This is a genomic window from Streptomyces sp. NPDC044571 (genome assembly GCF_040647115.1).
Lineage (GTDB): Bacteria > Actinomycetota > Actinomycetes > Streptomycetales > Streptomycetaceae > Streptomyces.
Genome location: NZ_JBEZBN010000017.1, coordinates 1 through 26,540, shown reverse-complemented (window position 1 = coordinate 26,540; position 26,540 = coordinate 1). Strand labels below are relative to the sequence as shown.

Annotated in this window: 21 protein-coding genes and 4 pseudogenes; 17 read left to right on the top strand and 8 right to left on the bottom strand. The window is 68.7% G+C overall.

Going from position 1 to position 26,540, the window contains the following annotated elements; translation table 11 throughout:
* Positions 1 to 76: 76 nt before the first annotated feature.
* Positions 77 to 1,474: an MFS transporter gene (locus AB0B01_RS11650; protein ID WP_361716010.1), complete on the top strand. Its 1,398-nt coding sequence runs from the start codon at positions 77 to 79 to the stop codon at positions 1,472 to 1,474.
* Between the two features lie 398 nt (positions 1,475 to 1,872).
* Here AB0B01_RS11650 and AB0B01_RS11645 read toward each other — a convergent pair whose 3' ends face one another.
* On the bottom strand, positions 1,873 to 2,640 hold the full coding sequence (locus AB0B01_RS11645; protein WP_361716007.1) for a phospholipase A2: 768 nt from the start codon (positions 2,638 to 2,640) through the stop codon (positions 1,873 to 1,875).
* A gap of 117 nt (positions 2,641 to 2,757) precedes the next feature.
* Here AB0B01_RS11645 and AB0B01_RS11640 point away from each other — a divergent pair, with 117 nt between their 5' ends.
* The 3 genes from AB0B01_RS11640 (at position 2,758) to AB0B01_RS11630 (ending at position 6,801) form a co-directional block, all read left to right on the top strand.
* Positions 2,758 to 3,906 (top strand): peptidoglycan-binding protein, encoded by a 1,149-nt coding sequence (locus AB0B01_RS11640; protein ID WP_361716004.1) that lies wholly within the window; start codon positions 2,758 to 2,760, stop codon positions 3,904 to 3,906.
* Between the two features lie 721 nt (positions 3,907 to 4,627).
* A complete protein-coding gene (locus AB0B01_RS11635) occupies positions 4,628 to 4,882 on the top strand; it encodes a hypothetical protein (RefSeq protein ID WP_361716001.1) in 255 nt (84 codons plus the stop codon).
* Positions 4,879 to 6,801 (top strand): hypothetical protein, encoded by a 1,923-nt coding sequence (locus tag AB0B01_RS11630; protein WP_361715998.1) that lies wholly within the window; start codon positions 4,879 to 4,881, stop codon positions 6,799 to 6,801. The genes AB0B01_RS11635 and AB0B01_RS11630 overlap by 4 nt, the downstream gene beginning before the upstream one ends.
* Before the next feature lie 460 nt (positions 6,802 to 7,261).
* Here AB0B01_RS11630 and AB0B01_RS11625 read toward each other — a convergent pair whose 3' ends face one another.
* On the bottom strand, positions 7,262 to 7,714 hold the full coding sequence (locus AB0B01_RS11625; RefSeq protein WP_361715995.1) for a hypothetical protein: 453 nt from the start codon (positions 7,712 to 7,714) through the stop codon (positions 7,262 to 7,264).
* Between the two features lie 293 nt (positions 7,715 to 8,007).
* Between AB0B01_RS11625 and AB0B01_RS11620 the strand changes: the two are divergent.
* Positions 8,008 to 8,527: pseudogene (locus tag AB0B01_RS11620) on the top strand (leucine zipper domain-containing protein); the annotation flags it as partial.
* On the opposite strand, the gene AB0B01_RS11615 reads toward AB0B01_RS11620, so the two are convergent.
* Complete coding sequence (locus AB0B01_RS11615) at positions 8,475 to 9,149, bottom strand: hypothetical protein (protein ID WP_361716247.1); 675 nt, start codon at positions 9,147 to 9,149, stop codon at positions 8,475 to 8,477. The pseudogene AB0B01_RS11620 and the gene AB0B01_RS11615 overlap by 53 nt on opposite strands.
* A gap of 412 nt (positions 9,150 to 9,561) precedes the next feature.
* Here AB0B01_RS11615 and AB0B01_RS11610 point away from each other — a divergent pair.
* A pseudogene (locus AB0B01_RS11610) lies at positions 9,562 to 9,697 on the top strand (MerR family transcriptional regulator); the annotation flags it as partial.
* Between the two features lie 195 nt (positions 9,698 to 9,892).
* On the top strand, positions 9,893 to 10,096 hold the full coding sequence (locus AB0B01_RS11605; protein ID WP_030224583.1) for a cold-shock protein: 204 nt from the start codon (positions 9,893 to 9,895) through the stop codon (positions 10,094 to 10,096).
* Between the two features lie 699 nt (positions 10,097 to 10,795).
* Here the strand turns inward: AB0B01_RS11605 and AB0B01_RS11600 are convergent.
* Positions 10,796 to 11,794, bottom strand: a complete 999-nt coding sequence (locus AB0B01_RS11600) for a helix-turn-helix transcriptional regulator (protein ID WP_361715991.1) — start codon at positions 11,792 to 11,794, stop codon at positions 10,796 to 10,798.
* A 174-nt stretch (positions 11,795 to 11,968) separates the two neighbouring features.
* Here AB0B01_RS11600 and AB0B01_RS11595 point away from each other — a divergent pair, with 174 nt between their 5' ends.
* From AB0B01_RS11595 to AB0B01_RS11575, 5 genes are all read left to right on the top strand, one after another.
* On the top strand, positions 11,969 to 12,373 hold the full coding sequence (locus AB0B01_RS11595) for a hypothetical protein (RefSeq protein WP_361715988.1): 405 nt from the start codon (positions 11,969 to 11,971) through the stop codon (positions 12,371 to 12,373).
* 112 nt (positions 12,374 to 12,485) lie between these two features.
* Complete coding sequence (locus AB0B01_RS11590; protein ID WP_361715985.1) at positions 12,486 to 12,662, top strand: hypothetical protein; 177 nt, start codon at positions 12,486 to 12,488, stop codon at positions 12,660 to 12,662.
* A gap of 158 nt (positions 12,663 to 12,820) precedes the next feature.
* Positions 12,821 to 14,170 carry an FG-GAP-like repeat-containing protein gene (locus AB0B01_RS11585; RefSeq protein ID WP_361715982.1) on the top strand — a complete coding sequence of 450 codons (1,350 nt, stop codon included), beginning with the start codon at positions 12,821 to 12,823 and terminating at the stop codon, positions 14,168 to 14,170.
* A 135-nt stretch (positions 14,171 to 14,305) separates the two neighbouring features.
* Entirely contained in the window at positions 14,306 to 15,439 is a 1,134-nt protein-coding gene (locus AB0B01_RS11580) for an FG-GAP-like repeat-containing protein (RefSeq protein WP_361715979.1), read from the top strand.
* Positions 15,440 to 16,474: 1,035 nt separating this feature from the next.
* On the top strand, positions 16,475 to 16,651 hold the full coding sequence (locus tag AB0B01_RS11575; protein ID WP_361715976.1) for a hypothetical protein: 177 nt from the start codon (positions 16,475 to 16,477) through the stop codon (positions 16,649 to 16,651).
* Positions 16,652 to 16,670: 19 nt separating this feature from the next.
* Here the strand turns inward: AB0B01_RS11575 and AB0B01_RS11570 are convergent.
* The 3 genes and pseudogenes from AB0B01_RS11570 to AB0B01_RS11560 all read right to left on the bottom strand — a co-directional run.
* Positions 16,671 to 17,650 (bottom strand): annotated as a pseudogene (locus tag AB0B01_RS11570) (IS5 family transposase).
* Positions 17,651 to 17,762: 112 nt separating this feature from the next.
* On the bottom strand, positions 17,763 to 18,362 hold the full coding sequence (locus tag AB0B01_RS11565) for a MepB family protein (protein WP_361715973.1): 600 nt from the start codon (positions 18,360 to 18,362) through the stop codon (positions 17,763 to 17,765).
* Between the two features lie 374 nt (positions 18,363 to 18,736).
* A pseudogene (locus tag AB0B01_RS11560) lies at positions 18,737 to 18,928 on the bottom strand (hypothetical protein); the annotation flags it as partial.
* A 35-nt stretch (positions 18,929 to 18,963) separates the two neighbouring features.
* Here AB0B01_RS11560 and AB0B01_RS11555 point away from each other — a divergent pair.
* On the top strand, positions 18,964 to 19,440 hold the full coding sequence (locus AB0B01_RS11555; RefSeq protein WP_361715970.1) for a hypothetical protein: 477 nt from the start codon (positions 18,964 to 18,966) through the stop codon (positions 19,438 to 19,440).
* Positions 19,441 to 19,529: 89 nt separating this feature from the next.
* Entirely contained in the window at positions 19,530 to 20,255 is a 726-nt protein-coding gene (locus AB0B01_RS11550; RefSeq protein WP_361715967.1) for a peptidylprolyl isomerase, read from the top strand.
* 978 nt (positions 20,256 to 21,233) lie between these two features.
* Here AB0B01_RS11550 and AB0B01_RS11545 read toward each other — a convergent pair.
* Positions 21,234 to 21,590 carry a hypothetical protein gene (locus tag AB0B01_RS11545; RefSeq protein ID WP_361715964.1) on the bottom strand — a complete coding sequence of 119 codons (357 nt, stop codon included), beginning with the start codon at positions 21,588 to 21,590 and terminating at the stop codon, positions 21,234 to 21,236.
* Positions 21,591 to 22,766: 1,176 nt separating this feature from the next.
* Between AB0B01_RS11545 and AB0B01_RS11540 the strand changes: the two genes are divergently transcribed.
* The 3 genes from AB0B01_RS11540 to AB0B01_RS11530 are packed head-to-tail and all read left to right on the top strand — an operon-like array spanning position 22,767 to position 25,917.
* The gene (locus AB0B01_RS11540; protein WP_361715961.1) at positions 22,767 to 23,879 is read left to right on the top strand and encodes a transposase family protein; all 1,113 of its coding nucleotides are present in this window, start codon (positions 22,767 to 22,769) and stop codon (positions 23,877 to 23,879) included.
* A gap of 3 nt (positions 23,880 to 23,882) precedes the next feature.
* On the top strand, positions 23,883 to 24,668 hold the full coding sequence (locus AB0B01_RS11535) for an ATP-binding protein (protein WP_361715958.1): 786 nt from the start codon (positions 23,883 to 23,885) through the stop codon (positions 24,666 to 24,668).
* Between the two features lies 1 nt (position 24,669).
* A complete protein-coding gene (locus tag AB0B01_RS11530) occupies positions 24,670 to 25,917 on the top strand; it encodes a hypothetical protein (protein ID WP_361715955.1) in 1,248 nt (415 codons plus the stop codon).
* Positions 25,918 to 26,540: the final 623 nt, after the last annotated feature.

Below are 26,540 nucleotides of genomic sequence, written 5' to 3'. Positions count from 1 at the left end.
GCGTTTTCAAACCCACACGGCTAGCCTCCGGGCCATGAGAGTTGGAATTTCAAACCCACAAAGGGCGTCCCGAGCCGTGTTCGCGACGGTCACGGCCGCGGTCTTCATGTCGAACCTCGACCTCTTCATCGTCAACGTGGCCCTCCCGGCGATCGGCCGCTCGTTCGGCGGCAGCGGTCTCGGTTCCCTCTCCTGGGTCCTCAACGGCTACGCGATCGTCTTCGCGGCGCTCCTCGTAGTCGCCGGCCGCGTCGCCGACCGCTCCGGCCACAAGCCGGTCTTCCTGACCGGACTGGCGGTGTTCACCCTCGCCTCGGTCGGCTGCGCACTCGCTCCCGACGTCGGGACGCTGGTCGCGGCACGGCTCGTGCAGGCCGCCGGCGCTGCGCTGCTGATGCCGACGTCACTCGCGCTGCTGCTCGACACGACGGCGCCCGAGAAGCGCGCCGGGGCGGTGCGGGCCTGGGCGTCGATCGGCGGGATCGCCGCCGGACTCGGGCCGGTGGCCGGCGGGCTGCTGGCCGAGGCCGGATGGCGCTGGGTGTTCCTCGTCAACGTGCCGGTGGGCATCGCGGCGTTCGCGCTCGGTGTCAAGGTGCTGCCGTCTCCCGGACGCGCTGGGGCGGAGAAGAGCCCGCTGCCCGACCTGTTCGGCGCCGCCCTTCTCACCGGATCGATCGCAACGCTCGCGCTCGGCCTGGTCAAGGCTCCTGACTGGGGTTGGACGAGCACCGGCACCCTCGGCAGCCTGGCTGCCGCGGTGCTGCTCGGCGTCTGGTTCGTCCTGCGCTCGGCCCGCCACCCCGTGCCGATCGTCGAACTGCCGCTGCTCCAGGTTCCGGCGTTCGCATCCGCCGCGGCCGCCTTGACGCTGTTCACCGTCGCGTTCGCCGGAATGCTGCTCGGCGCGGTGCTGTGGTGCCAGGGCGTGTGGGGCTACTCGGCTCTGCGCACCGGCCTCGCCATCGCGCCGGGACCCTTGCTGGTGCCGCCGGTCGCGTTGCGGATCGGGCCCGCCGTCGCCAGATTCGGTGCGGGCCGCATCGCGCTGGCGGGAACCGTCCTGTTCGCGGCCGGCATCCTGTGGTGGGCCGCGACGCTCGACACCGGCTCGGCCTACGCGGCCTCGCTCCTGCCCGGCATGATGCTGACCGGCCTCGGCGTCGGCATGACGCTCCCGGTCCTGACCGGGGCGTCGGCGGCCGCCCTGCCGCCGGCCCGCTTCGCCACCGGCTCGGCCATCACCTCGATGGGCCGCCAGATCGGCGCGGTCCTCGGCGTCGCGATTCTGGTCGGCATCCTCGGCACCCCGGCCCCCGAACACGTCGTCGCCGCGTTCCAGCAGGGTTGGTACGCGGTCGCCGTGGCGTCCCTGCTCGCCGCGTGCGCGACGGTCCCGCTCGTCCGCACGCCGCGACCGGCCGCCACCCACGCGGCCGACGCCGCAGAGGCCGCGAAGGTCGGCGCCACCTGAGAAGCGGGTGATTCTCGGGATGTTGTGGTCTTACTGAAGGCGTGGGCCGTTGTGCTGCTGAGGAGTGCCGCCGGAGTGGGCGTGCGGGTGGCGCTGAGTCTGTAGGCGTTCGAGGATTCGGAACGGCAGCGCGCTGGTGCGGGGCACGACGGAGCTGTTGCACGCGGTGGATGCGGGGGGCTCCGCCCGACCCGGGACTGCGTCTGCCCGGCCAGCTGGGTGCTGGCCGGGCAGGTGGGTAGTGCTTGGTCCTTGGGGTCCCGAGTGTGTCGTCTTCCAAGATCACGTCGATGTGGTTGTGGCCGTCGTCGTTGTTCTGGAAGGCCTTGCGGCTGTATTCACCGCGGGTCGTTCAGATCCTTGACGAAGGCAGGCTTCTCCGCGCGTGACGGGTCGGGTCATCGCATCCACGGGGGCCCGGCGAATCCCTCGGCGAGTTCCGTGAACCATTCCTTGGGGTTGAAGCTGTCGGGGATGGCCGAGACGTCTGCCACAGCTGTGTAGTACGTCCAGGCAGTGCCCTCGCACGATTGCTTCACAACGGGGGCCCTGTTCTTGCAGGTGTCGCGCATGTCCTCCCGCAGAATGGTGTCGATGTGCTTCTGGCCGTCGGGGTTGTTGCGGAAGGCCTTCTCCCCGTACATGTCGCGGTAGTTGCGGGACAGGAAGTCGTGCCGGGCGCACGCGTCCCGGAAGTCGTACTCCTTGAACGGAATGTCGCGGGAGTAGTTGCAGTAGTTCGTGGACCACCGGAATTCGTAGGGGTCGGGTACGCCACGAAGGTGTTCGTTGCGGGCGGTCGTCCAGGCCTTGCGGCTGTCGTCGCCGGGCTGGTTCAGGCTCTTGTAGAGGGCGGTCTTCTCCTCGGGTGACGGGGCGGGGCCGGCTGCGGGTGCCCCGAGTGTGCGCCACTCCTCCGTCACGCCATTGCCGTTGTACCTCTGGACGGAGCGGTGGTCGGTGGCGAGGCGGTAGAGGTGGTCTCCGCTGCTCGCGAAGGCAGCCGCGGGACCGCTGATGCGGTTCCACAGGCCGGGGCGGCCGTTGTACTTGAAGAGGTCGCCGCTGCCGGGGCTGGTGGCGTAGAGGGTGTTGCTGGCGAAGATGTTTCCGGCGGGCCCGCCGACCTTGTTCCACTTCTTCTTGCCCGCGTCGTACTCGACCACCGAGGCGCGGTCGGGGGTCAGTCCGTAGAGGTTGTTGTCGGTGACGGCGAACGTGGCGCCGGGGCCGCCGACGGCGCTCCACTGACCGTTGTACTTGTAGAGGTTGCCGGTGTCCGGGTGCGCCGCATCAGGGACGAACAGGAGCTGACGCTCGACGCTCTGGAGCGCAACACGCGGTGGTCGAGGTCGTCCTGGCGCCGCTTCCTGCGCGGCGAAGGAGTCGCCTTCCCCAAGCGGGGGCCGATGGAGGCCTTCTGCCGCAAGTACGCCAAGGACCAGGCAGAACGGCTCCTTGCCCTGTGGAAGGCCGCGCAGGTGGAGGAGCAGCGCGCGACCACCGCGACTCCAGTGCCACCGGACACCACGACGGCGGAGCCGATGGAGGCGGGCGGCCAGAGCTCGGCGGTCAACCCCCCGACCGTGGACGCCACGACCGCGGAGCCGACAGGGAAGGGCGACCGGGAGCCTGCACCCGACACCCCGGCCGCGGACAACACGGCGCAGCCGGCGGAGGAAGAACAAGCCGAGGCCACCTCGGCGGCCGCCCCGACGCCGGCTCCCGCTCCCACCCCTGCTCCAGCTCCAGCTCCGCCATCAGCGGAGCGCACGGAGCCGGCCCGGCCTCCGTCTCCGGGCAGCAGCGCCCCGTCCGCCGCTCGTGCGGGCGCACGGAAGGGCGGCCTGTCCAACGTCACGAGGGCGTACGTGATCGCGGCCGTTACCGCGGTAGTCGTGTTCGGGGGTGCGGCCGGGCTGATAGCCACCACTGCAGATCAAGGCACCCCTGAGGCCAAGAGCTCAGGTCACAGCTCTGCTGAGCCCTCAACAGAGTCACAGAGCGAGCCTCCGGCTGGGGCCGGGAGCGCGGCGAGCAGCAGCCGACCGAGCACGGGCTCCTCCAAGAACCCGCCCTCACCCCCCGAGTCGCGCGCGGGCGCCACGTCAAGCCCGTCCCGGCTCTCGGGCACGTCCTCACCTCCGGCCTCGGCGGCGACCACCGGGGCGGCTGGCGCGGCGAACTGCAAGTACAACTGGGACCGCACGCAGACCATGGCCAAGGGCATGGTCGGGTCCAAGGTCAGCCAGATCCAGTGCCTGCTCAATTACGCCTACGGCCAGTCCCTCCCAGTCGACGCGAAGTTCGGCTCCGGTACGGAGGCCGCGGTCAAGACGGTCCAGGCCTGCAGCGGCCTCAAGGCCGACGGACAAGTCGGCCCGGACACCTGGGCCTACCTCGACCACCCCAAGCCGGCCTGCGGCCACTGAGCTCCTGCGCCTGCCGTTTGGCTCGCTCCGAATGTGCCCGTGCTCCTTCCGGCATCGCGCGGAGGGGGCACGGGCACGTGTCCAGCGGAATTACGCGGTAGGGAGCAGCTCGTCGATCGGCCACTGGGGGCTGAGGGTGCGTTTATGTCTTTATCGTGTCCGGGGCATGTGCGGTCGGTACGATCGCGGGGATCCGCGGGGCTTGTTCGGAATGGCGGCGGTGGTTGCGGAGCGTGTACGGAAGAGGGCCCCTGCCGGTAACAGGGGCCCTCTCATATTCCGTGGGTGTCCGCGCCTGGCCCAGGAGGACTTGACGGGGGGTTTCACGGCCGTGGCCGCCCCGGGGAGCGGCTGCACACGTTCAGTCTCACCACGGTCGGCGGGCAATAGCAAGATCCAATGGCCGTTCCGCCGTGTTCCGAATGCCAAATGGCCAGGCCAGCGTCCTGGACGGTAGGGCGGTGGGGCCGTGTGCGGAACGCCCGCAGACCGGTTGCGGCACCGGTTGCGGCACCTCGTGATCGGGGCCGGAATCCTGACCGTTCGGGCGCGGAACGCCCTGCTGGGAACGGATTTGGGGGCTGAGCGTTCCGGCGGGGTCAAGTGCTTGCCAGGGCCGATCACCCCACGCTTGTATTTCATCACGGTCCGTAACTCGGCGCTCCGGTAAAGCACCGCTCGGGCCTGGCCCTGCATGCCACGTCGCCCAGGAGGCTTTCTCATGCACGTTCATCGATCTTCCCGGCGTCACAGCCGCTCTGCTGCCGACGCCCCGTCCTGCGGGACGGCTTCGCTCTCCGGCGGCCTTCGTGTGGTCGTCTTCGTGGTGGTGGTGGCGGTCGTCGTCGCCCTCCTGAAGTCCGGCCAGTCCATGCTCGACGCGTTCGGACTCGTCACGGTTGCGGCCGGCGCGGCCGTGCAGATCAGTTCGTGGCTTGACCGGCCCGCTGCGGCCCTTCCGGGGGGAGCGGCGTGACGGGCCTGTCGGGGCCCGGCGGCGCTGCCGCCTGGCGGGAGCAGCTGTACACGGTAGAAACCCACCAGGAGTTCCGCGGGCTGCTCGCCGGCGTCCCGAGATCCATGGGATTGTCGTTGGACCAGGTCGCCGGCAAGGCAGCAGAGCTGAGGGGTCTGCCGCTTCCGAAGGCCACCGTGGGGGCGACCCTGTCCCGGGACAAGCTCCCGAAGGCCGAGTTCGTGGAGCAGCTGCTCAGGGTCTGCGGGATAGAGGAAGCGGACCAGGCCCTGTGGATGAAGGTCTGGCAGGCCGTGGCAGACGGCCGGGCCCCTCTGGGGGAACCGGAGGACGCCGTGCCCCCGAAGGACGCCATGCCCCCGCAGACGGATCCTCCGGTCCTGACTGGGGATGAGGACTCCGCAATCAAGGGGTCCTCCGGTTCAGCCCGGCTTCTTCGCTCCGTGCGTGACCGGCTTCCCCGGCCTGTGCCCCGGCGCTGGCTGGTCGGGCTGACCGCGGCAGCGATCGTGGCTCCGGCCGTCGGCGGTGGCCTGTGGTGGTACAGCGCCCACTGCGGGACCGCGAACCCGGCGCTGCGCACCGTGCTGGGCGGGGAGTGTTCGGGGGTCACCGACGGCAGCGACGGGCACGGCGTGTTGGGCAAGGAGCTGGAGCCGGTCCTGGCTGCGATCGATGCCGAGAACCAGGCGGTGGTGAAGGCCGGCGGCTACGTCACGGTGGCGCTGATGGCGCCGTTGACCAAGGGCGACAAGAGCCTGACGGGCAACCGTGCCGTGCATCAGGTCGAGGGGGCCTTCATCGCCCAGCACGAGGCCAACAAGGACAACGCCTACCCCAGGATCCGGCTGGTGCTGGCCAACATGGGCAGCAACGAGAAGAGCTGGCCTGCCGTCGTCGACCAGCTCAAGACGATGACCGGCGGAAGCGACAGGCTCGTCGCGGTGACCGGGATGGGCTTGAGCCAGCAGGAGTCGCTCGACGCTGCGCGCTCCCTGTCAAAGGCGCACATCCCGATGGTCGGTGACCTCCTGACCGCGGACGGCTTCGACAAGAGCGGTGCGATCGACGGCGGCGGCGAGATCAGGGGCCTGGTGCGGGTGGCCCCCAACGTCAGCACGCAGTTCAAGGCACTCGCCCAGGAAATGGCCAAGCATCCCGAGATGAAGACCGCGGCCCTGGTCAGCGCCCCGTACACCCCGAACGAAAGGCCTGACTTCTACACGCGGTCCCAGGAAGCGGCCATCCGCAACCCGGATATCGGACTGCTGCCCTACCTGGAGGCAGGAGGACTCTCGTTCAACTTCACGGTCCAGCAGGGCGCCGAGGACAGCAGCCTGACCACCATCGCCAACAACACGTGCGGCAGCCCCAAACCTGACGTGGTGTTCTACGCGGGCCGCGCGACGTACCTGCAGAAGTTCATCGAGAAGCTGCACGCCCGCCCGTGCCGCACCACCCCGATCACGGTGGTCACCGGCTCCGACGCGGCCACCCTGGACCCCAAGACCGAGGGACTGAACGACCCCGGGGCCCCCATCTCGGTGCTCTACGTTCCGCTCGCCGATCCCGACCAGCTCGCGAGCAGCGCCAATCCCGACCAGACCCTGTACCAGGACTTCGCCACCGAGTTCACCCGCACCCACTACGGACAGGAGTTCGACAAAAGCCACCTGGCCAGCGGTTGGGCGGTCATGGCACACGACGCCGTGCTCACGGCGAAGCAGGCCATCCGCAACGCCACCGGCACGCCCCAGACACCGCCCAGTGTGCGCGCGGTGGGAGACCAGCTCTATCTGTTGGACAGCATGAACGTCGTCACGGGAGCCGGTGGCGTCTTCCGTATCGACCCGCAGACCGGCAACCGCAAGAGCACCCACGATCCCCAGGTCGTACGCAAGGGAACCCATCGCCCGTAGCCGAGCTGCCCCGGTGGCCCGTGTGGCCTGCCGGCGCCCGGAGACAGACAGCGGCGCTCGGGACCCTCCCCAAAACGGGGGCCCCGAGTGCCGCTGAGGGCGTGGCAAGTGCCTGCCGCTGGTATGTCCGTTGTGGTGGGCGGGGTGATCTCGGCCTGTCGACCGCGTTCGGCGTGGCGCTCGCCCTCCGCCAGCGGTGGCGATCGCCGGGCCCGTCATGCCGGGTCCCGCCGTTTTACGGCGTATTCGCGTGGGGCGGCGTGGCCGGGCCCTTGGGGGGCGCCATTCGCGGTTTTGGCCGGCGGCGGTGATTACGGCGATGAGGGCGAGGAGGCTGACGGCGAGGGTGGTGACGTGTTCGTCGTCCTCGCGGGCAGGTCGCTGCCGAGCCGCGCGGACGGCCGTGGACGCCGGGTACATGAGGCCATGATCCGCCGGGCAGTCCTCAAGCTCGGTCGTCCTACAGCTGAGAACTCAGCCGCACTTCAGTGAGCTCTTCGCCCGTCAGTACCTTGTTTCGCAACTGACGAAAGCCGTGCAGCGCATCCTCGTCGTGGACGGTACCAAGCGCCTCTTGAATTGCCTCTTTTATCATCGGGAGGTCTCGCGCCCAGTTACGAACGTGCCAGTGGATCATCTCGTCCAAGAAACGGCATGATGGACTTTTTTCTCCCTCATCACGGACAATGACCTCTCGCCCCGCCCAGATACGTTCAAAACACCACAGCAAGGTGAAGTAGGCAGAGCGCGCCGCAACAAGATCGCTCCCCTGCTCGCGGTACCGGACAAGAGTACCCAGCACGTCACGGGCTGCCTGCACGTGACCCGATGTCAGATCGGCGTGCAGAGAACGCGCAAGCTCCAAGCTGGTTCGACGCCTCTGGTTTCGATAGGCCGCGAAGGAGAGAGCCACTGCCCCAACGGACACAAGCAGAGCCAACACGCTTATCGCACTCTGCACTGCACACCCTCCCCGCCCTCGTTGCCGTGCCAGCCACATGGCCCAGAGCAACTGGCAGCCATCTCAGCTGACAGCGCCCCTGTCGGAGAAGCTACCAAGGGGATGGGGCGACCAACCTGGTGACCCGTCGGACATGTCCTAGGTGTATTGATCACGAGCGTTGTTGACACTCGGCAGGTCTTGAACATGGCGAAGACCTCCGGTGTGGTGGGAGCTGTCTAGGAACTCACCGCACGGAGGTCTTCGTGTCCCACCGTAATGCCCGGCTCACCGTCTTCGGTAGGCGCCTGGTCGAACGTGTCGTCTCCGGCCGTCCGGTCGCCCACGTCGCCGCCGAGATGGGCATATCGAGGGCCACGGCCCACAAGTGGATGCGGCGGTGGCGGTCCGAAGGCCCGGCCCGGTCCTGGGCATGCCCGCCTCGACCGTCCACCGGATCCTGGCCCGCCACGGTCTCAGCCGGCTCGCCTGGCTCGACCGTCCGACCGGCTCCGTGATCCGCCGCTACGAACGCGAGCGTCCCGGACGCCCACAGCGAGATCCACGCGGACGAGAAGGTCGCGACCTGCGCAGACTTCCTGGCCCGAGCGGCCGAGTTCTTCCACCGCCACGGCATCACCCGCATCGAACGGGTCCTGACCGACAACGCGTGGCCTACCGCAAGGCCTGGCCTGGAAGAGCGTCCTCGCGGACCTCGGCGCCACCGGCAAGCTCACCCGCGCCTACCGGCCGCAGACCAACTGCGAGGATATGAGAGGGAGTCGGCGTTGGCCGCGGCCAGCGCCAGCGCCCCGGCGCACAGCAGTAGGAAGCCGGCGGTCCGCCACCCGCTCGCGGGGGCACCGGGCCGCGGGCCGACCTGCGCCGGCACCCGCATGCGGGGGTCGTAGGTCACGAGCACCGGTGTCCCGCCGGCCCGCCTGCTGTGGAGATCGTCGACGGCGGTCAGCTTCGTGCCGTCGGCCAGCCGGATCTCGGTGTAGCGCTCCGCGGCCTCACTGAAGCCGTAGCTGTCCCACTGGCGGACGACCACACCGGTCGCCTGCACACCGCGATCGTGCAGTGCCTGCTGCTGGACCATGTCGATTTCGCTGAACAGCAGTACGCCCGCGGACACAACGACGACCGTAGCCGCCCCGAAGGACCAGCTGTGCCCGTCCTCCGCGCTGAGCCACAGCGCGATCGCCCCGGCCAGGCACACCACGGCGAACGCGATGACCACCACTGACGGCCAGAGGTCATTCCTACCCTCGCCGACCGCGAGCACCGCCCACACCAGCGCGATCACGACCCCGACCTGCATCGCCCCCAGCACCAGGACGCGTGCCAGTACGCCCAGCCGCCCTCCGCCCCTCATGTCGCCGCTCATCCGCATGGCGCTCAGCATGGAATCACGGCGAGAAGTGCGCAAGCGGCTCCAGAATCGGGTACTTGGCGCACACCGGGGAAGCCAACGCCGTAGACCAAAAGCGGTTTGCCCGTCGGGCGGTGCTCTCGCTGTTGCGTCTCTCGGTCTGAGGGGTTCACCCACAGGCGATCGAGCGCGGCCGGGCTGGAAGCGGGTCGGCGTCCGGGAGGAGGGAACCGGGCGGAGTCCCCTGAGGACAACTGAAGCGGGCTTTCCACCTCGCCGCGTCCGCCTCACCTCCCCTGCCCGAGTCACGCGCCGACTACGACCGCAGACGCCGCGAGGGAGGCGACCTCGGTCCGGAATTTCCACGCGATCCCGATGAGGACCATCCGGTCGTCCTGCCGAGCCCTCCCAGCACCGGCCGGGGGGCAACGGACGGAGAGCTGCCATGACGGCAGACGACTCGTTCGACCGTCACGACGACGACTACCCTGCCCACACCACGCGCCACCGACATGCTCGGCACCAGCCAGAGTTTCCTACGCGCCCTTGGCGAGGCCCGCCTCATCACTCCGCTCCGCTCAGCATGACGCGTACTCGTTTCCTGTGGTGACAGCATGTGCGGACGTGTAACGTCTGCGTCAGCTGTCGTGGTTCGGAAGTTCCCCTTTGCCCACGCCTCGGCGTGGGCGTTTTGCTGTGCTGTGCCGCAGGAACCAGGGCGATCACCTCCGCCTTCCGCACGTCGTGGGAGGCGATCATCGACTGGAAGGCATGACATGGCTACGGGAACTGTGAAGTGGTTCAACGCGGAGAAGGGCTTCGGCTTCATCGCCCAGGACGGCGGCGGCCCGGACGTCTTCGCCCACTACTCCGCGATCAACTCCTCGGGCTTCCGCGAGCTCCAGGAAGGTCAGACCGTCACGTTCGACGTCACCCAGGGCCAGAAGGGCCCCCAGGCGGAGAACATCAACCCGGCCTGACCCCAGCCCCCGCCCGTTGTGGGCAGCTGAGCCTGCCCCGAAATCCCCTGCTCCTCCCGGTTCACTCCAGGGAGCAGGGGCTTCCTGACGCCCGCCGCCGGGCGGACAGCCTGCGGGCGGGCATGACGCCTGTCACGCCCACCGCGTCCCGACCTCGGACAGCTGCTCCACCCGCTCCGGCGTCAGGGCGGCGGGCCCGACGGCGCTGGTTGTCGACCCACGTCCCGAGCTTCAGCGACATTTTCCGCTGTGTTCGGCCGTTGTTCCCGTCCTTGCCGAGGGTGATCATCTCGACGTGCTTGCGGGGTACGGCCAGGTGTCCTTCGCGTGCGAAGTACTTTCTGACCGACAAAGGCCCTCGATCCGCCGCACCGCATCGACCCGGGCGGACTCCGCTTCCGCGTACGCGGCCCAGGAACCATGGCCAAGGACCGTCCGACGCGGCCTCTTGGGCTGTACGCACGCGGCCGGCCAGGACGGCGGCCGAGCGGCGGACATCGTCCAGCGCCTCCCGGATCCCGGCGGTTCATCGCCCGGGCCGCCGGCTCGTCTCGGGCCTGTTGCGCATGCGATTCGTTCTCGGCGCGCCAGCGGGGTAGGACCTGGAGCCCTTCAGCCACGTCATTGGCCATGGTGAACTCCTGGCTCCTCAGACCTTGCCGTACGGGATCGGGCGGTAGGGCACGCAAACGGCTGTGTTCAGACGGGCTGTGCCGGCAGCCACCCGTGCTGCACCGCCCGCACCCCCGCCTCGAACCGGCTGCGCGCCCCCAGCCGTTCCATCAGGTCGGTGGCGATCCGCCGCGCTGTGCGCTGCGAGACGCCGAGCCGCTTGGCTATCGCCTCGTCCGTGAAGCCCTCGGAGAGCAGCCGGATGGTGGTGGCTTCCGGGCCGGTCAGGCCCTGGGAATTCCGGACTCCCGCCTGCCCCAGCGGCTGTGCGGCCGCCCAGGTGGTCTCGAACAGCGCGCACAGCGCGGTGAGGGTGCCCTGCCCGGTCAGGACCACGGCCCCGGCGGCCGTGTCGTGGCTGTTGACCGGAATGACGGCGGCCGAACGGTCCGTAATGATCATCCGGGTGGGCAGGACGGGCACGGTACGGATCTGCGCGCCCCGCTCCGACAGCCAGTTGACGTACTCGACTGTGTGCGGGCTGTTGCGGGCACTGTCGAGGTAGATCGTCCGCATCCGGATCCCGCGCTCCAGCAGCTCCGCGTTGAGCGAGCGGGCCGCCGCGATGGACTCCGGGGTGTGGGCACCGTCGGGCGCGAAGGTCATCACCTCGGTGGTCATCTCACGGGTGAGCCGGGCCAGGCAATCCCTGATCTGGTCGAGGCCGACCAATTGCTCCACGCCGGGGCTCGGTGCCTGCGGCCGCAGGTCGGCGAACTCGGCGATCAGCTGCGCCGCGGCAGCTCGCGAGGTCTCCACCCGCTGCTGCTGGGCGGCGAGCTCCGCCTGCTGGCGGGCCATCAGGATCTCCATCCCGATGTCCGGCGAGACGGCCCGGAGCCGGCCCTCCTGCTCGGCGGACGGCCGTACGAGCGCCAGCTCGCTCAGCAGGTCGAGCGTGTCCCGCACCTGCTCCTCGGCGTGACCCGTGTACTGCGCCAGAGCGGCCACGCCGTCCTGCGGACGGGCCAGCATGGCGCGGTAGACGGATTCCGCAAGTGTGTCGAGACCGAGTACGGCCAGCATCTCCAACCCCCCGCAAGAGACTTCACCAGCAGTCCTGTTCAGGTTTCGTGATCATGCCATAGCGGTTCTTGAGCGGTCACCCTCCGTTCAGCGCATGGCCGGAAAGGGCCAAGACCCAAAGGGGCCCGTGCCCAGTGGTGCCGCCCGGGCCGCATCCCTGTTTGAGTCGTATGTATGTACCTCATCCACGCGAGCCTCAAGGCGCTCGGTGGCGCCGCAGCCCTTCCCTCTGACACCCGTGCTCTCGTCCTCGGCCAGGCCCTGCCCGAGGAGCGTGTCGAGCACGTGTCCGTCCACGCGCACGCGCTGCCCCACCCCGTACTCGGGCTGTACCTCCTGTCGGACCGACTGCTGGAGGCGGAGGCGACGGCGCGCGCGCTGTGCCTGCGCGCCCTGCTGAACTGCCACGAGCTCAGCGGCTGGACCCTGCTCGCGGCCCAAGCCCCTCTGGCCGCAACCGCCTTCGAACAGATGCTGTCCGGTTCCAGACCGCCGCAGGGGGCGATGGACGGAAAGGTCCAAGGCCCATTCGGTCCACCCGGAAGCTCTTCCGGCGCCCCTGACCAGCGACGAAAGTAGTGATCGCCGGCAGGGAACACCGACCGGCAGGCAAGATCCGAGAACGCATCACCGCGGGATGTAGACCGGTTCGGGCCACTCGAACGCTCCGACTCAGCAAAGGACTCCTGTCGTGATCCGCACACGTATCGCCCTGGCCGCCGCGGTCGCCTCTCTCGCTCTCACCGCCCCCGCCGCCGCCCTGGCCGCAGACTCTGCCGCCGGCGCGGTCACCATGAACTTCACCGCGGCCGCCACCCTGGGCGAGAAGCCGGTCGTCGCCACCACCGACGACATGATCTGGCAGTAGGCCCCTCCCGGCTCCCTGGCCCGACTCGGCACCATTCGGACCCACCTCTTCTTCCGCCCCGGTTCACCCCTGACCGCTGCTCCTGCAGGGCAGCAGTCACACGAACTGCGCGGGCCCCACCCACTTCTCCCCAGCAGCACCCGACCCTAGGATCTGTCATGTCCCTGTCGCTTCGTACCCGCCGCAACCTCTCCGCCGCCGGTGTCACCCTCGCCGCCATGGGCTATGCCTTCACCATTGCAGCCGCCCCCGCCTTCGCCGACACCACCACACAGGCCGCCTCCCTGGCCCGGGCACAGGTCGGCGACAACGCCTGCTCGACCAACAGCCTGGGTGGCAGAGGCTTCCTGACGAGCTGCAACACCTCCACCGGTTACGAGGCGGAGCCCTGGTGCGCGGACTTCGTGAAGTGGGTCTGGAAGAACTCGGGCTTCAACGTCAACGGGACGGACGCACGGGCAGCTTCGTTCTACTCCTACGGCCAGTCGAACGGCACCCTGCACACCTCGTCCGCTTACCAGCCCCAGGTCGGAGACGCGGTGGTCTTCGAGTACTCGAACAGCTGGGCCCAGCACGTCGCCATGGTCACCGCCGTCTACTCGGACGGCTCGATCATGACTACTCACGGCAACTGGAGCGACAAAGTCGCCGACGTCGCGGTGAGCGCCTCGCAGAAGCAGGTGGGCGACACACCCAGCTCCATCGGCCAGCGCATCAGCGCCTACGTCACGCCGCTCGGCGCGACCCCGACCTCATACAGCAAGGGCGACCGCGACTTCACCGGTGACCTCAACGACGACCTGCTGGGCGTGAGCGCGAGCGACGACAAGCTGCGCATGTACGCCGGCAACGGCGACGGCGAGTTCGCCTCGCACGAGGTCGGCGCCGGTTGGGGCGGCATGGACAAGATCAGGGCGGCCGACTTCAACAACGACGGCGACGGCGACCTGGTCGCCCGGAACGCCTCGACCGGTGACCTGTACCTCTACCTCGGCAACGGCAACGGCGGCTTCAAGAGCACCACGAAGATCGGCAACGGCTGGAACAGCATGTCCGATTTCGTCGCGGGCGACTTCACCGGGGACGGCAAGGCTGACATCGTCGCCGTCCGTAAGGACGACGCGACCCTCCAGCTCTACACCGGCACGGGCACGGACGTGACGTACACCAAGCAGATCGGGCAGGGCTGGGGCGGCATGTCCAAGCTTGCCGCTGGTGACTTCAACGGCGACGGCCGCGCCGACCTGGTGGCGCAGGTCAACTCCACCGCCGACCTGAACCTCTACGTCGGCACGAGCACCGGCGTCGCCCCCGCCATCCAGATCGGCCAGAACTGGTCCGGCATCGACAAGCTCACCCTCGCCGACATCGACAGCGACGGCCGCGCCGACGTGGTCGGCACTGTCGCGAGCACCGGCGACCTGTACCTCTACAAGAGCCAGAGCAACAGCCTCAAGGCGGGCGTGAAGGTCGGCCAGGGCTGGGGCGGCATGAGCCACCTCATCTGACCGGCATCCGGCCGGGGCCCGGGGCCCGTCCTTTCGGAACGGGCCCCGGCCCCCGCCTTCCCCACCACTGCTTCTCCCTCCTCACCCCACTCCTTCCCCGCTTCCGCGTCGTACGAGATGAAGGTCCGCCTCGCCATGTCCCAGCACGCCCTGCGCCGTTCCGCCCTGACGCTCCTCGCCGCCTCCGCCCTCAGCGCCCTGATCCCCCTGGCCGCCGCGGCCCCCGCCTCCGCTGCGTCCGTCGCCACCTGGGACAAGGTCGCCCAGTGCGAGAGCAGCGGCAACTGGTCCATCAACACGGGCAACGGCTACTACGGCGGACTTCAGTTCTCGAAGTCCACCTGGGACGCCTACGGCGGCGGCGCGTACGCCTCGTACCCACACCAGGCCTCCAAGACGGAGCAGATACTCATCGGCGAGAAGGTCCTCGCCGGTCAGGGTGAGGGTGCCTGGCCCACCTGCGGCCCGGCCGCCGGCCTCGGCTCCGACCACGCGGTCCCGTACCCGACGCAGCCGGCCGTCCAGCGCGACCACGACTTCACCAGCGACGGCAATGACGACCTGCTGGGCGTGAGCGCGAGCGACGACAAGCTGCGCATGTACGCCGGCAACGGCGCGGGCCAGTTCACCTCCCATGAGGTCGGCGCCGGCTGGGGCGGCATGGACAAGGTCAAGGCGGCCGACTTCAACAACGACGGCGACAGCGACCTGGTCGCCCGCGAGGCCTCGACCGGCGACCTGTACCTCTACCTGGGCAACGGCGGTGGCGGCTTCAAGTCCACCACCAGGATCGGCACCGGCTGGAACGCCATGTCCGACTTCGTGGCCGGTGACTTCACGGGCGACGGCAAGGCCGACATCGTGGCGGTCCGCAAGGACGACGCCACCCTGCGCCTCTACTCGGGCACCGGCACGGACGTCACCTACACCAAGCAGATCGGGCAGGGCTGGGGCGGCATGTCCAAGCTCGCCGCCGGTGACTTCAACGGCGACGGCCGCGCCGACCTGGTGGCCATGGTCAACTCCACCGCCGACCTGAACCTCTACGTCGGCACCAGCACCGGCGTCGCCCCCGCCATCCAGATCGGCCAGAACTGGTCCGGCATCGACAAGCTCACCCTCGCCGACATCAACAGCGACGGCCGCGCCGACGTAGTCGCCACCATGGCCTCCACCGGCGACCTGTACCACTACGCCAGCATGAGCAACAGCCTCAAGACCGGCGTCAAGATCGGCCAGGGCTGGGGCGGCATGAGCCACCTCATCTGACCAGACACACGCCAACGCACGAGAAGCCGCCCGGCCGCACAGGCCGGGCGGCTTCGCACCGTTCCCCACCAGCCCGGACGGTCAGCCGGCCTGCTGCTGCCTGCGGCACTCCGGCACCGGGAGCCGGACCCCCGGTCCTCCATCTCACGTGCCGTCCCTGAACCGGCGAAAGACACCGGCGACGTCCCCCGCGAGAGGGGGGCCAGCTGGGGCCGGGTCGCAGTAGGCCGCAGTCGCCATCGACGACGTCCGTCGGCACAAGAGCCTCCGCAACGCTGCCGAACACCTCCCTCGCAGCTTCTGTCCGGCCACCCACCGCCTCTACGCCCGAGAACCGATCCCGCGCGACGGCCCGGTACACCCGAACCGCCGAGACCACCGCAACCACCACGACCGCCGCCGGGAACCACCAGCCCGCGGCCATCGACGTCACCACGCCCACGTCCACCTCCTCATCGTTCACCACCCCACTGACAACAGCCATCGTCGGCGCCTTCACCGGCACCCTCGCCCACCCCCACATCCTCCTCCTGGGCCGGCACTACACCAGCGGCGCACTACCCGCCACCGGCCGCACCGTCCCGCTACGTCCCGACGCGGCACGCCAGCTCGCCGAACACCTCCGCCCCGCAGGCCCGGGCCATCCGTGGACCGGTGTGACGTTCTCTTCCGGCTGGGGCGCCCGCGACCTTCTCGACGTCACCCTCGTCGCACCCGATCTCGTCGCCGTCGACTCCGGCAGCTACCGCCACCCCTGCGCTACGCCCGCCTGCGCATGGACGTGGCGGTGGAAGACGTGCCCCGCTTCGCCAAGGGAGCGCGGCGGGGGCCGGATGAGGCACACGCTGCGACGGGGCCTGTGCCACTGCTCCGGGCGCGGGACTGGCACATCCAGCTGGTTCCCTGCCGGGCGGCCTGGTCGACGGCACCCGGTGGGGGCGGCTGGGCGCCGATCCTCGGAGAACAAGGCCCGCCCGGGTCCCGGTTGTGCTGAGATTCGATCATGGACAGGCCTGGTCAGAACACGGCCCCCGCTTGCGGCGGCGTCTGGAGCAGCGGCAGCGGGCCCGGCTTGCCCTTGCGGCCCGGGCGTGCGACGCATCCGAACTGGCGAGGCTCCTCGACATGCTGGCACTCGGCGTCGAATGGGACGCGGAGCCGGAGCTTGTCTGCGGGGGGATGGACCTGGCGGGGTTCAACGACGCGGTCTAGGGCCTGTGTGATGTCCTGATCATTCGTTGGTCTTGAGTAGGTCGTCGATCCAGATCATTGCGGCGCGGAGGTGGAGGCCGGCGAGGTAGCTCTCGGGCGATTTGTCGTAGCGGGTGGCGATGCCTCGCCAGGCCTTCAGCTTGTTGATCAGGCGTTCGACGGTGTTCCGTTCCTGGTAGAGGGCTGCGTCGTAGGTGACGGGCCGGCCGCCTCGGGTGCCCTTCTTCTTCCGGTTGGCGGCCTGGTCCTTCTTCTCGGGGATGACTGCCTTGATACCTCGTTTGCGCAGGTAGGAGCGGTTTCCGCGGGATGAGTAGGCCCTGTCCGCGGCGACCGCGCCGGGCCGGTTGCGAGGACGGCCGACGGGCAGGCGGACGCACACCTTTTTGAGCACGGGGATGAACTGAGGGCTGTCCCCAGCTTGCCCGGCGGTCAAAACCAGCGCGAGTGGGCGGCATCTGCGGTCCGCGGCGAGATGGATTTTGCTGGTGAGTCCGCCCCGGGACCTGCCGAGCAGGGCTTCCTTCAGGCGGAGCTTGTGCCTGCGCCGGATCCGTCGGCGCTCAGCCTGTCCGTTCTGTTCCTCCGGTCCGCCCCCTTTTGCCGTGCGGCCTCCTGCTCCTGCGAGGCCTCCTCCAGGGCGTCCATGAGGTGCTTGCTGACGCGCATCCCTGCGGCGTCGTGGTGGGCGCGGACCGTTGTGGAATCCACGCTGACCAGTGACAAGTCTGTTTGTCCGGCGCGGGCTCCCTCGGCGATCAGGCCTTCCAGCAGGGCGGAGAACACGCCAGCGTTCCGCCAGACCCGGAAGCGTCCGTAGACGGTGGCCCACGGCCCGAACTCGGCAGGCATCTCACGCCACTGACCGCTGGACCGGAACCGCCAGATCACCCCTTCGAACTGCTCGCGCAGCCGTTCGGGGTACGGGCCGTACCTACCGATCGGCAGGTACGGCTCGATGAACTTCCACTGAGCATTGGTGAGTTGCCTGCGCGTCACGACCACAGTCCTACCGGATTCCGCCCCGGGAACAGGACAGAACCCAGGAACTGATCACGACACCACACAGGCCCTAGACGAGTCATTCCGAATGATCAGTGGTCGTAGGCGATCAGTGGTGGTGTGACGGCTGGCCGATGCCAGCACTGTCCTGCGGGTGGTAGAGCTCTTGGGCGCGGGCCAGGTTGATGGGCCCGTCCTGGTGCAGGTGCAGGAAAAAGTCCAGCTGCCACGCTTGCGTAGTGCTGGCCTGGCGGTTGGCAGGGGTCACCCAGGGCGGGTAGATGCGAAAGGCTCGTTTCCCACCTGAACCGTTTGCTGATACGACGCCGTACTGGCGGAGTGCGTCCATGGGAAAGACGAACTGGCCGAAGTTGTGATCGTCGCGGGTGCTGATGACAAAGAGGTCGACGGGGTCCGTGGCATCGAAGGGCTGGATGGGCCCGGCCGGGGACCTCTTCCAGACAGTGACGAACTGGCCGGCCTTGGTCGGGGTCGTCTTGGCGGCGCGAAACCGGACGGCGAGACCGTCGAGGGTGAACTGGTAGGCGGCATACTCGGCACTCTCGGCTTCGGGGACTGGCTGCGAGCAGGCAAATCCGCAGCGGTCGTAGACGAGCGCCTTCGCCGCGATGAGATCTCCGTGGGCCGGGGCGGTCCCCAGCCACGGTTCCGGGCGGAGATCGGCTGATTGCTTGCGGTCCGTGGTCATTTGTCTACTCTGTCACGAGCGGTTTGACGCGGTCGGCTTGACCGGGGACGTCGCTCTCGTTTGAAGTGATCAGAATACTGACGGTGTGTCCGGGAACGCGGGCAGGGCGTCCAAGATCGTTGTGTGACGAACAACCTGGACGCCCTGCTGACCGCACTCTACGTGAAGATCGACGACGAGATCGGAAGCCTCCGACGGCTGGGGCGGCCACCGCGGCTGACGGACTCCGAGCTGGTTACCCTCGCCGTCGCGCAGGCACTGCTGGGCTTCACCTCGGAGTCTCGGTGGCTGCGGTTCGTGAATCACGGCTGGGTGCGATGTTCCCGTACGTGCCCAGGCAGCCGGGCGGGAACAAGCGACTGAGGGCCGCATTGCCGCTGGTCAAGAAGGCGACAGGGCTGCTGGCGACGGACACGGACTTCTGGTTCGACCACCACTGGATTGTCGACTCCCGGATCCGCGCGCTCTCGCCGTAGCGCGGTGAGCAGCTTGCCGAGCTGACGTGGGCTCAACCCGGTGAACGGGGCTGTCCAGGACGGCTCGGACGCCGTGATCACACCAGCCACAGCGAGATCGTCTCGAAGACCGACGCTGTGGAACGATGATCGTCATGGCAGGTCAGGTCTGGGTGTCACTCATATCGTTGGGCGGCGTTGTCCTCGGCGGCGTGTTGTCCTACCTCGTTCAGCACAGGACTCAGCAATCAGCGGAACGCGCCGAACAGCAACGGCAGCGGATCGCGTTGTCGGAGACCCGACGCGCGGAACGGCTGGCGCTGCTGGAGCGGTTCATCGAGGTATCGGCAGAGGCGGAACGATGCGCCTACACCCGGCCGTCCGAGTGGGAGGACACCGATGACTGGTACCTCACGACCCGGGACGTCATGTACAGGTTGTGGGTCGCGGATCGGCTCCTCCGCATCCAATTCCCCCGGCCCGTGCATGACGCCGCACACGCGCACTTCCTCGACCTCAACAGGACCGTGTGGCACGGCTTGCCCGACGGTGAGAACGTGCGGGACTACCTGGAGGACAACCGGTCGGCGTTCCTCGACGCGGCCCGCGAGGTCATGGGGTAGCGCACCGCTGACTCCCGAAGATCTTTTGCGGGACAGCCCTTAGACTGCGACCGCTCCAGGGCTTGGCGATTATCGGGAGGGCGTGCGAGATGAAACGGGCACTGATCAGCGCATTCGCGGCCGTGGCGTTAGTCGTGGCTGGGGGGAGCGTCGCCACCGCTTCCGACGGCGCTCCGCCGCGCACCACGCACGGCCCTTGCCAGTACACGCAGACCCCGGACGAGCCGCCGGCGCGCTCTGTTCCGCTGCCGCCTGACCCGCGGCGCACCCCCAGTCGTGGCAGGGTTGATATGGCTGTTCCGACCAGCCAGGGCCCGCTCCCGCTGCACTTGGACCGGGCCAAGGCGCCGTGCGCGGTCCAGAGTTTCCTGCACCTGGCACGGCATGGGTTCTATGACCGTACGGTGTGCCACCGTCTGACGGCGTATCCGACGCTGAAGGTCCTGCAGTGCGGCGACCCGACCGGTACCGGTGAGGGCGGGCCCGGGTACAAGTACAAGGACGAGCTGCCGGTGGACCTGCCGCCGGCACCGACCGACCCGACCGGCGCGCGCCGCCTCTATGGGCGCGGCCTGCTGGCGATGGCCAACGCCGGTCCGGACACGAACGGTTCACAGTTCTTCGTCGTTTACGGCGACTCCGCGCTGCGACCGAACTACACGGTGTTCGGCACGGTCGGCGCCGACGGCCTGACGACACTCGACAAAGCCGCCGCCGCAGGCATCGAGCCGACCGCGCAGGACCCGGCACCGGTCGACGGCACACCCGTGCTGCGGACCGAGCTGCTCCGCGTCCGGCCGTCCTGCCGGCATTGACGGACCGCGGCGTGGCCACGTCCTCGATGATTGTGCCTTGCGCCTGTGGGTTGGGGGTGTGGTGGTGGGGTTTGGGTGTTATCGGTGTATGACATGAGGAACTACCGTTGATCAGCGCAGTAGTGGTTCGTGGTGGCTGTCATGGGATGGCCGAGGGGCTGCCGTTTGCGGATTGCATGGGGGTTGTTTGGTTGTCATGGGGTTGAAGGTTCCTGTGTGTGGGGTCGCTGGTATGAGTTGTGCTGGCGGTATGGCTGCTGGGTTGGGTTGTGGTGTATCGGATGGGGACTCGTCGCTCACTGTGGGGGTGGCTGCGGGGCGTGGTGTGGTGGTTCGGCGTTTGCTCGTGGTGGACGAGTTGGGGGTTGTGTCACGGCTGCATGTGAAGGTTGCTGCGGAGCTTGTTGGGGTCGCGGAGCGGGCGGTGTGGCGTTGGCATACGGGTGGTCCCAGACGAACCGGAAATATTCGAACGTCTCTCGATTCAGCCACTGAGCCTCGGGCCGATCCCGCGGACATCGCCTTCGCCGACCGCCACGCGACCCATGGCAACTTTCGTAACTGGGCCCGGCTAACAGCCCACACTCTGACCGCACTCGAACGGACAGGCCGCGACCACCCTGACCGGGACGTGCTGCGCTGGGCGTTCAGCAGACTGGGCAGCTGGCGTGGCTGATTGCGACACCGCGTGTGAGTGTCACTGGGGTACCGCGGTTGTTGTCGTGGGTGGTTGGCAGCGTTGGTGCTGGTGAGGACGTCTTGATTCGTTGGCGGTGACATTGTGGTGCGGTCTGTTTGGTGTCATCGGGGTGAGTGGTCGCTGGACGGTGGAGTGCGGTCCGTGTGGCCGTGGTTGGGCAGCCGGCTGCTGGGGCCTTGGAGCGGGTGGCCTGTCTGGCCCTGCCTGCCCCTCGGCGTTTCATGGTCCGAGGGGCAGAGGCGTTCCCGCAGGCCAGGGGCTGGGGGGCTTCTCTGTCGCTACGCGGGTGCTGCTGTCTGGCTGGTGTCTTGTGTGTCGGTGGTGGTGCCGGGTGGGAGTGCGCCTGGCGGCGGTTCGGGTTGTGGGGATGTTGTCGCTTGGCGGTAATTGATGATGGCCTGGATTCTTTTTTCTGGGTCGGCTATTTGATCCAGGGCTGATGCGAATTTTTCGTCGAGGGCGTTTCCTTTCCGCTGGCGGATGTGGTCGAGGGTCATGCCGGTGATGGGGACGGCGAGGTAGGCCACGACGAGGATCGCTCCCGTTGCCCACCACGGGGTGCCGCCGAGGGTTGCGAGGGCGGCGGGCAGCCCGGCGAGGAGGCCGGTCACGGGGCTGAGGGAGGGCAAGGTCATGGCTTGGATGCCTTTCTGGCATCCAGCGGCCATGCCGCCTCATGCCTGAACAGGCCGGGTGTGACCGGCTTGGAGGGAAGGAGGCGGCATGGTGGTGCCGGGGTGTGCGGGCATGCCGAGGGCCGGCGCCGCCGAGGGGCGGGCCGGTGGTGTTTTACGGCAGGCTTGTCTGACCCCTGGGTGGTGGAGCTATTCCCGGGGTTCTGTCGAGCTGAATTAGTGGGTGCTTTTTGCGGGGGAGGTTTTCTTCGGCTTTTTGGGCAGGGTGGGCTATATGCAGTCGTTAACAAAAAGAATGCTTATAAAACCCTTGAGCCGATTCATCTGACCTCTGCCGCACCACCTTTTCTCTGCTTGCCGGCGTTCTGGGCCCTTCTGCGGGCACGCCGGACGTGGGCTCAGTATCGCGCATGCGGGCGGCGTTCGGGGCCCGTTCTGCCGGTGTGGTGGATCACGGTCATTCGGACGTCGGAGTGCGTCTGTTAGGCCGGTCCTACGGCGGCTGCGCTTGTACCGCAACTCACCGGCCGCTGTCTCCGGTTCGCGCCTTTTGGGTCTGTAATCCGTTTTCTGGCGGTGTCATGAGGATGAGCCGTTTTGTTGGCCGGGGTCGGGCCGGGGTGGTGATGTGCGGTGGCTGTACTGCCGGAAGACGACGCGTGGGCCGGGGTGCTGCCGTCCGGGGCGGGGCGTGAGGGCGCGGTTGCCCGTCTGATGGCGTTGGATGCCCGCGGTGAGCTGACGTCGGCTCATGTGCGTTTGGTGGCGTCGGGACTTGGTGTTTCGGTACGTACGGTGCGCCGTTGGGTTGAGGTGGCCCGCAGGGAGGGCCGGACAGGGCCTCTACCGCGGCCGCATTTCACGGTCACCCCTCGCGTGCGTCGGCTGTTGGCAGTGTGGGGCGGTAACGCGGCTGCGGTGCACCGCGAGCTCCTGACCCGAGCCAGCCAGACCGGGGACGAGCAGCAGGTGCCGTCGCTGGCAACGCTGCAGCGCGCGATCGTACGGGATCTGTCGGGTGGGGAGCGGGCGGGGTTGAAGGGCGGTGAGGCTGCCCGGCGTCGGTTTGATGTGTATGGGAAGCGTCCGCGGACGCATCGGAATGCGTGTTGGGAGGGTGATCACAAGCGGGTCCCAGTCCGTGTGGATCTTGAGGGATCTGCGGTATCTCCGTGGGTGACGTGGTTCATCGATGTCGCGACGAAGGCGATCGTGGGGGTGGCGGTTACCCCGCACCAGCCGGCGAGGGATGCGGTTCTGGCTGCGCTGCGCACGGGGATCAGTCGCGCCGAGCCGTATGGCCCGTTCGGTGGCCTGCCCGGGGTGGTGCGGGTGGACCGGGGCAAGGAGTTCTTGTGCAGGACGGTGGAGCGTGCTCTGGGTGCGTTCGCGGTCCCCGTCCATGATCTGCCGGCGTACAAGCCGTACCGCAAGGGCACCATCGAGTCGTTGAACGGCGCGGTGGAGGAGATGCTGCTGGTCTCGCTGCCGGGCTATACGCATCGTGCGCGCCCCGCGGAGGCGTACCACCCGGATCCGGTGGAGGATCTGCTCTCGTACCCGGACTTCGTGAAGGTCCTGCTGGACTGGGTGGCCTGGTGGAACACCGAGCACCACCCTGCGGGTCTTGCGGGCGGGATGACGCCGTTGGCGGCGTGGGAGGCGGATCCGACGCCGGTCGAGGACGTTGCGGAGGAGCGGCTGGCGTTCTTCGCAATGGAGGATGACGGCCGGGTCCGGAAGATCACCACGAACGGGATCAGCTGGCGGCGCCGCGCCTACATCGCGCCGTGGATGGCCGGGCACGTCGGCATGCGGGTCCGGCTGCGGTATCTGCCGCACTACGACGGGCAGATCGAGGTGTTCTCCACCGAGGCCTGGGGCCGTCACCTGGGCAGCGCCTATCTGGCCCAGGCGGCGACGCTGGAGCAGCGTCGTGCGCTGAGTTCGGTCAGGGAGAAGAAGGCCCGCGCGCTGAAAGCGGATCTGAAGGCGGCGGAGAAGCTGCGCAAGGCCCGCTACACGACGACGACGACGGCTGCCGTGCCCCGTCCGCGGCGCACGGTCACTTCCTCTCAGGCCGAGGCGGAGATCTCCCGAGCCCGGGGCGCGGATCTGGCGGCGCGGGCTCTGCCGGACTTGATCCCTCCCCGCGAGCCCCCGGCCTCCTGGGCCCGGCCGGTTGTCCGCCCTCGTCGCGCGGCCGACTCGCAAACGGATGCCGGGCAGGCAGCCGACGGCGCGGCGCCTGGAGCGGCTGGTGTACGTGACGACAGCGGGGAGCGTTGAGCGATGGTGACTGCTGAGCGACAGGGCCGGCTGCCTCGTGAGCGGGAGGACCACTTCATGCGCCTGCCGGGCGCGCAGGTGGTTTCCACGCGTGCCCTACTGATGGTGCGGGAGAACATCCGTGCCGCGATCGAGGCCAGGGCGATGATCTGTATCTACGGCCAGGCGGGCCGGGGCAAGTCGTTGGCGGTGAACACCTCGCTGCGTGAGCTCGCGCCGAAGCTGACGCGCCGGATCCAGTTCCGCTCCCGCCCCTCGACCCGGGACCTGCGCCACGAGCTGTTCCACGCTCTCGGCCTGCAGGGCCGTCCGCCGGGGCAGCCGATCGAGTTCGACCGGATGCTGCGCGGCGCCCTTGAGGAGACGCACGTCCTGGTCTGTGACGAGGCGCAGTGGCTGTCGAAGATGTGCTTCGAGTACCTGCGCTACTTGTGGGATGACATCGGCTCGGACCTGACGATCGTGTTCACGGGCGGCGACGGCTGTTTCGAGATGCTGCAGAGCGAGCCGATGCTGGAGTCGAGGGTGTACGCGTGGCAGGAGATCGAGCCCATGCCGCTGGAGGAGGTCCTCACCGTCATCCCGGCCTTTCACCCCGTGTGGGCGGACGCGGACCTGGACCTGATCGCGATGTGCGATGACGAGGCCGCGCACGGGAACTTCCGGGCCTGGGCGAAGATCACCCATCACCTGACCGCTGGAATGAAGGAGTCCGGACGCGATGGTGTGGACGAGGACTTGCTGCGGTGGTCCTACAGCAAGCTGCGCCAGCGCCCGGTGGTGGCCTGAGGTGCTGGACTGCCCGAACCCTCCGCCGGTCACGGTGGTCCTGGACCCGTACGACGACGTCGTCCACACCCGGGCGGCGCTGGCCTCCCACGCCCCGCAGCACGGGCGCCTCACCGTTCATCCGACCCCGGGCACCGACGCCGCGATCGCGCTCGCCTACGACATCCTCGCCGCCCTGGGCAAGCCCGTCCCCCTGGACGGCTACCACCAGCTCGACCCGGCCCCGGTCTGGTCGATCGCGGCCGCCTGGATCCTCGCCACCCCCGTCACCCACCTCACCCTCCTACGAGCCCACCTGCTGACCCCGCACCGCTTCAAAAGCCTGCTTGCCTTGCGCCGACGCACCGGGGTCCGGCTGGTCCTCGTCTGCCACCACCGAGCCATGCGGGCCTTCCTGGAACGCGAACTGCAGCAGGTGGAGCACACGATCGCCGAGGCCTCCGCCCTACTCCCCGAGGCCGATCCCACCGCTCCCGGACGGCGGGCACCGGGGCGGCCGCGCCCGCTGGCGAACCGCTGGATCGGCCTGCCGGCCCTGACCACCCTGACCGTAGACGAGGACCCGGCCAACCCCTGCCAGTGCGCTGCGCCCATGGCGGCCGAGCGGGACTTCTTCCCGCCGGTGATGCCCTCCCTCACCCAGGCAGAAGTCGCCTGGCGGCTCCACCGGGCCACCGCGCATCCGTACCTGGCGGCGCACCTCGCCACCGCGGTGTTCACCGCGGCTTCCACCACCCAGCTCGATACCGTCCACGTCCACGACCTGGCTCCAGACGGCACGGCCGTCACGCTCCACGACCACGGGCTTCGCCGGGGCTGCATGACCCATCACGTCTCCGCCTGGGCCCGCCCCCTGCTGCGGGCCGCAGCCTTCCTCTGGAGGATCGAGGCAGGCACCAACGGCCCTCTCTTCACCGACCCGTTCGACAGCACCGGCCTGCCGCCCCTGACCGCCTTCGCCGAGAGCTGCAAGCTACGCCCTCCCCAGCCGCCTCGCCCCAAGTCCCGCCGGCCCCGGAAGGCAGCGAAACCGGCTCCGAAATCGCCGGAGAAGACCGTCTGGCCTGTGTGCACGGTCCACTACCGGCGCCCGTGGGCTGCGCCTGGCCCTGAGCGGATGTACGGGTGCCCGTACCCGCCGCCCCACACCCAGAAGACCATCGACAGGAGGAAGAAGGGATGGCTGCCGCCCGACTACGGTCTGCGCGGACTCCAGCCTCCACGCTGGGAATCGGACCTGTCCCAGTAGCGAGACAGCACAACGCCGTGGACCCTGGTCGCCTGCTCACATCCGCCAAACGCCGTGCAGTTCCACTGATCGACGCGCGCACAGCCGGCCGCCAGCGATGCAACCCATCCCTTCCAGAGCCAATCCGGGATTAAGAATGAAGCAACCCCGGGGGTCGGGTTCATCTCTCGCATGCTTCAGACTGCTCGGCCCCCGGCTGACAGCAAGCTTCGTCACCCGCTACATCACGGGTACAGCCCCATGTCATTTAGCCTCCTCCCAGCCAGCCCCGGAACCCTAGGACCGGAGCCGACCAGAGCACGCACCCGTCTCCGTTGCCAGCCGCCCGCGGAGCGGGCGGGTCCTGAAGGCGGAGCCGGAAGGACCGGGCGGGGGAGCGAAGCGGACCCGCCCAACGGGCCGAAGGCCCGGACTCCGTGAAACGGAGTCACCCAAGCCTGCGAAACAGGCGGTTCAGGGTGGAGCGCAGCGGAACCCTGAACAGTCCGGAGCGCAGCGCAGGACTCCGGCCCGAAGGGCCGGCCATGGCTCGGCGAAGCCGAGCCCCGCTGAGCGCAGCGAGGCGGTTCCGGATTCGAACCGGCGCTACCGCCTTGAGAGGGCGGCGTGCTAGGCCGCTACAC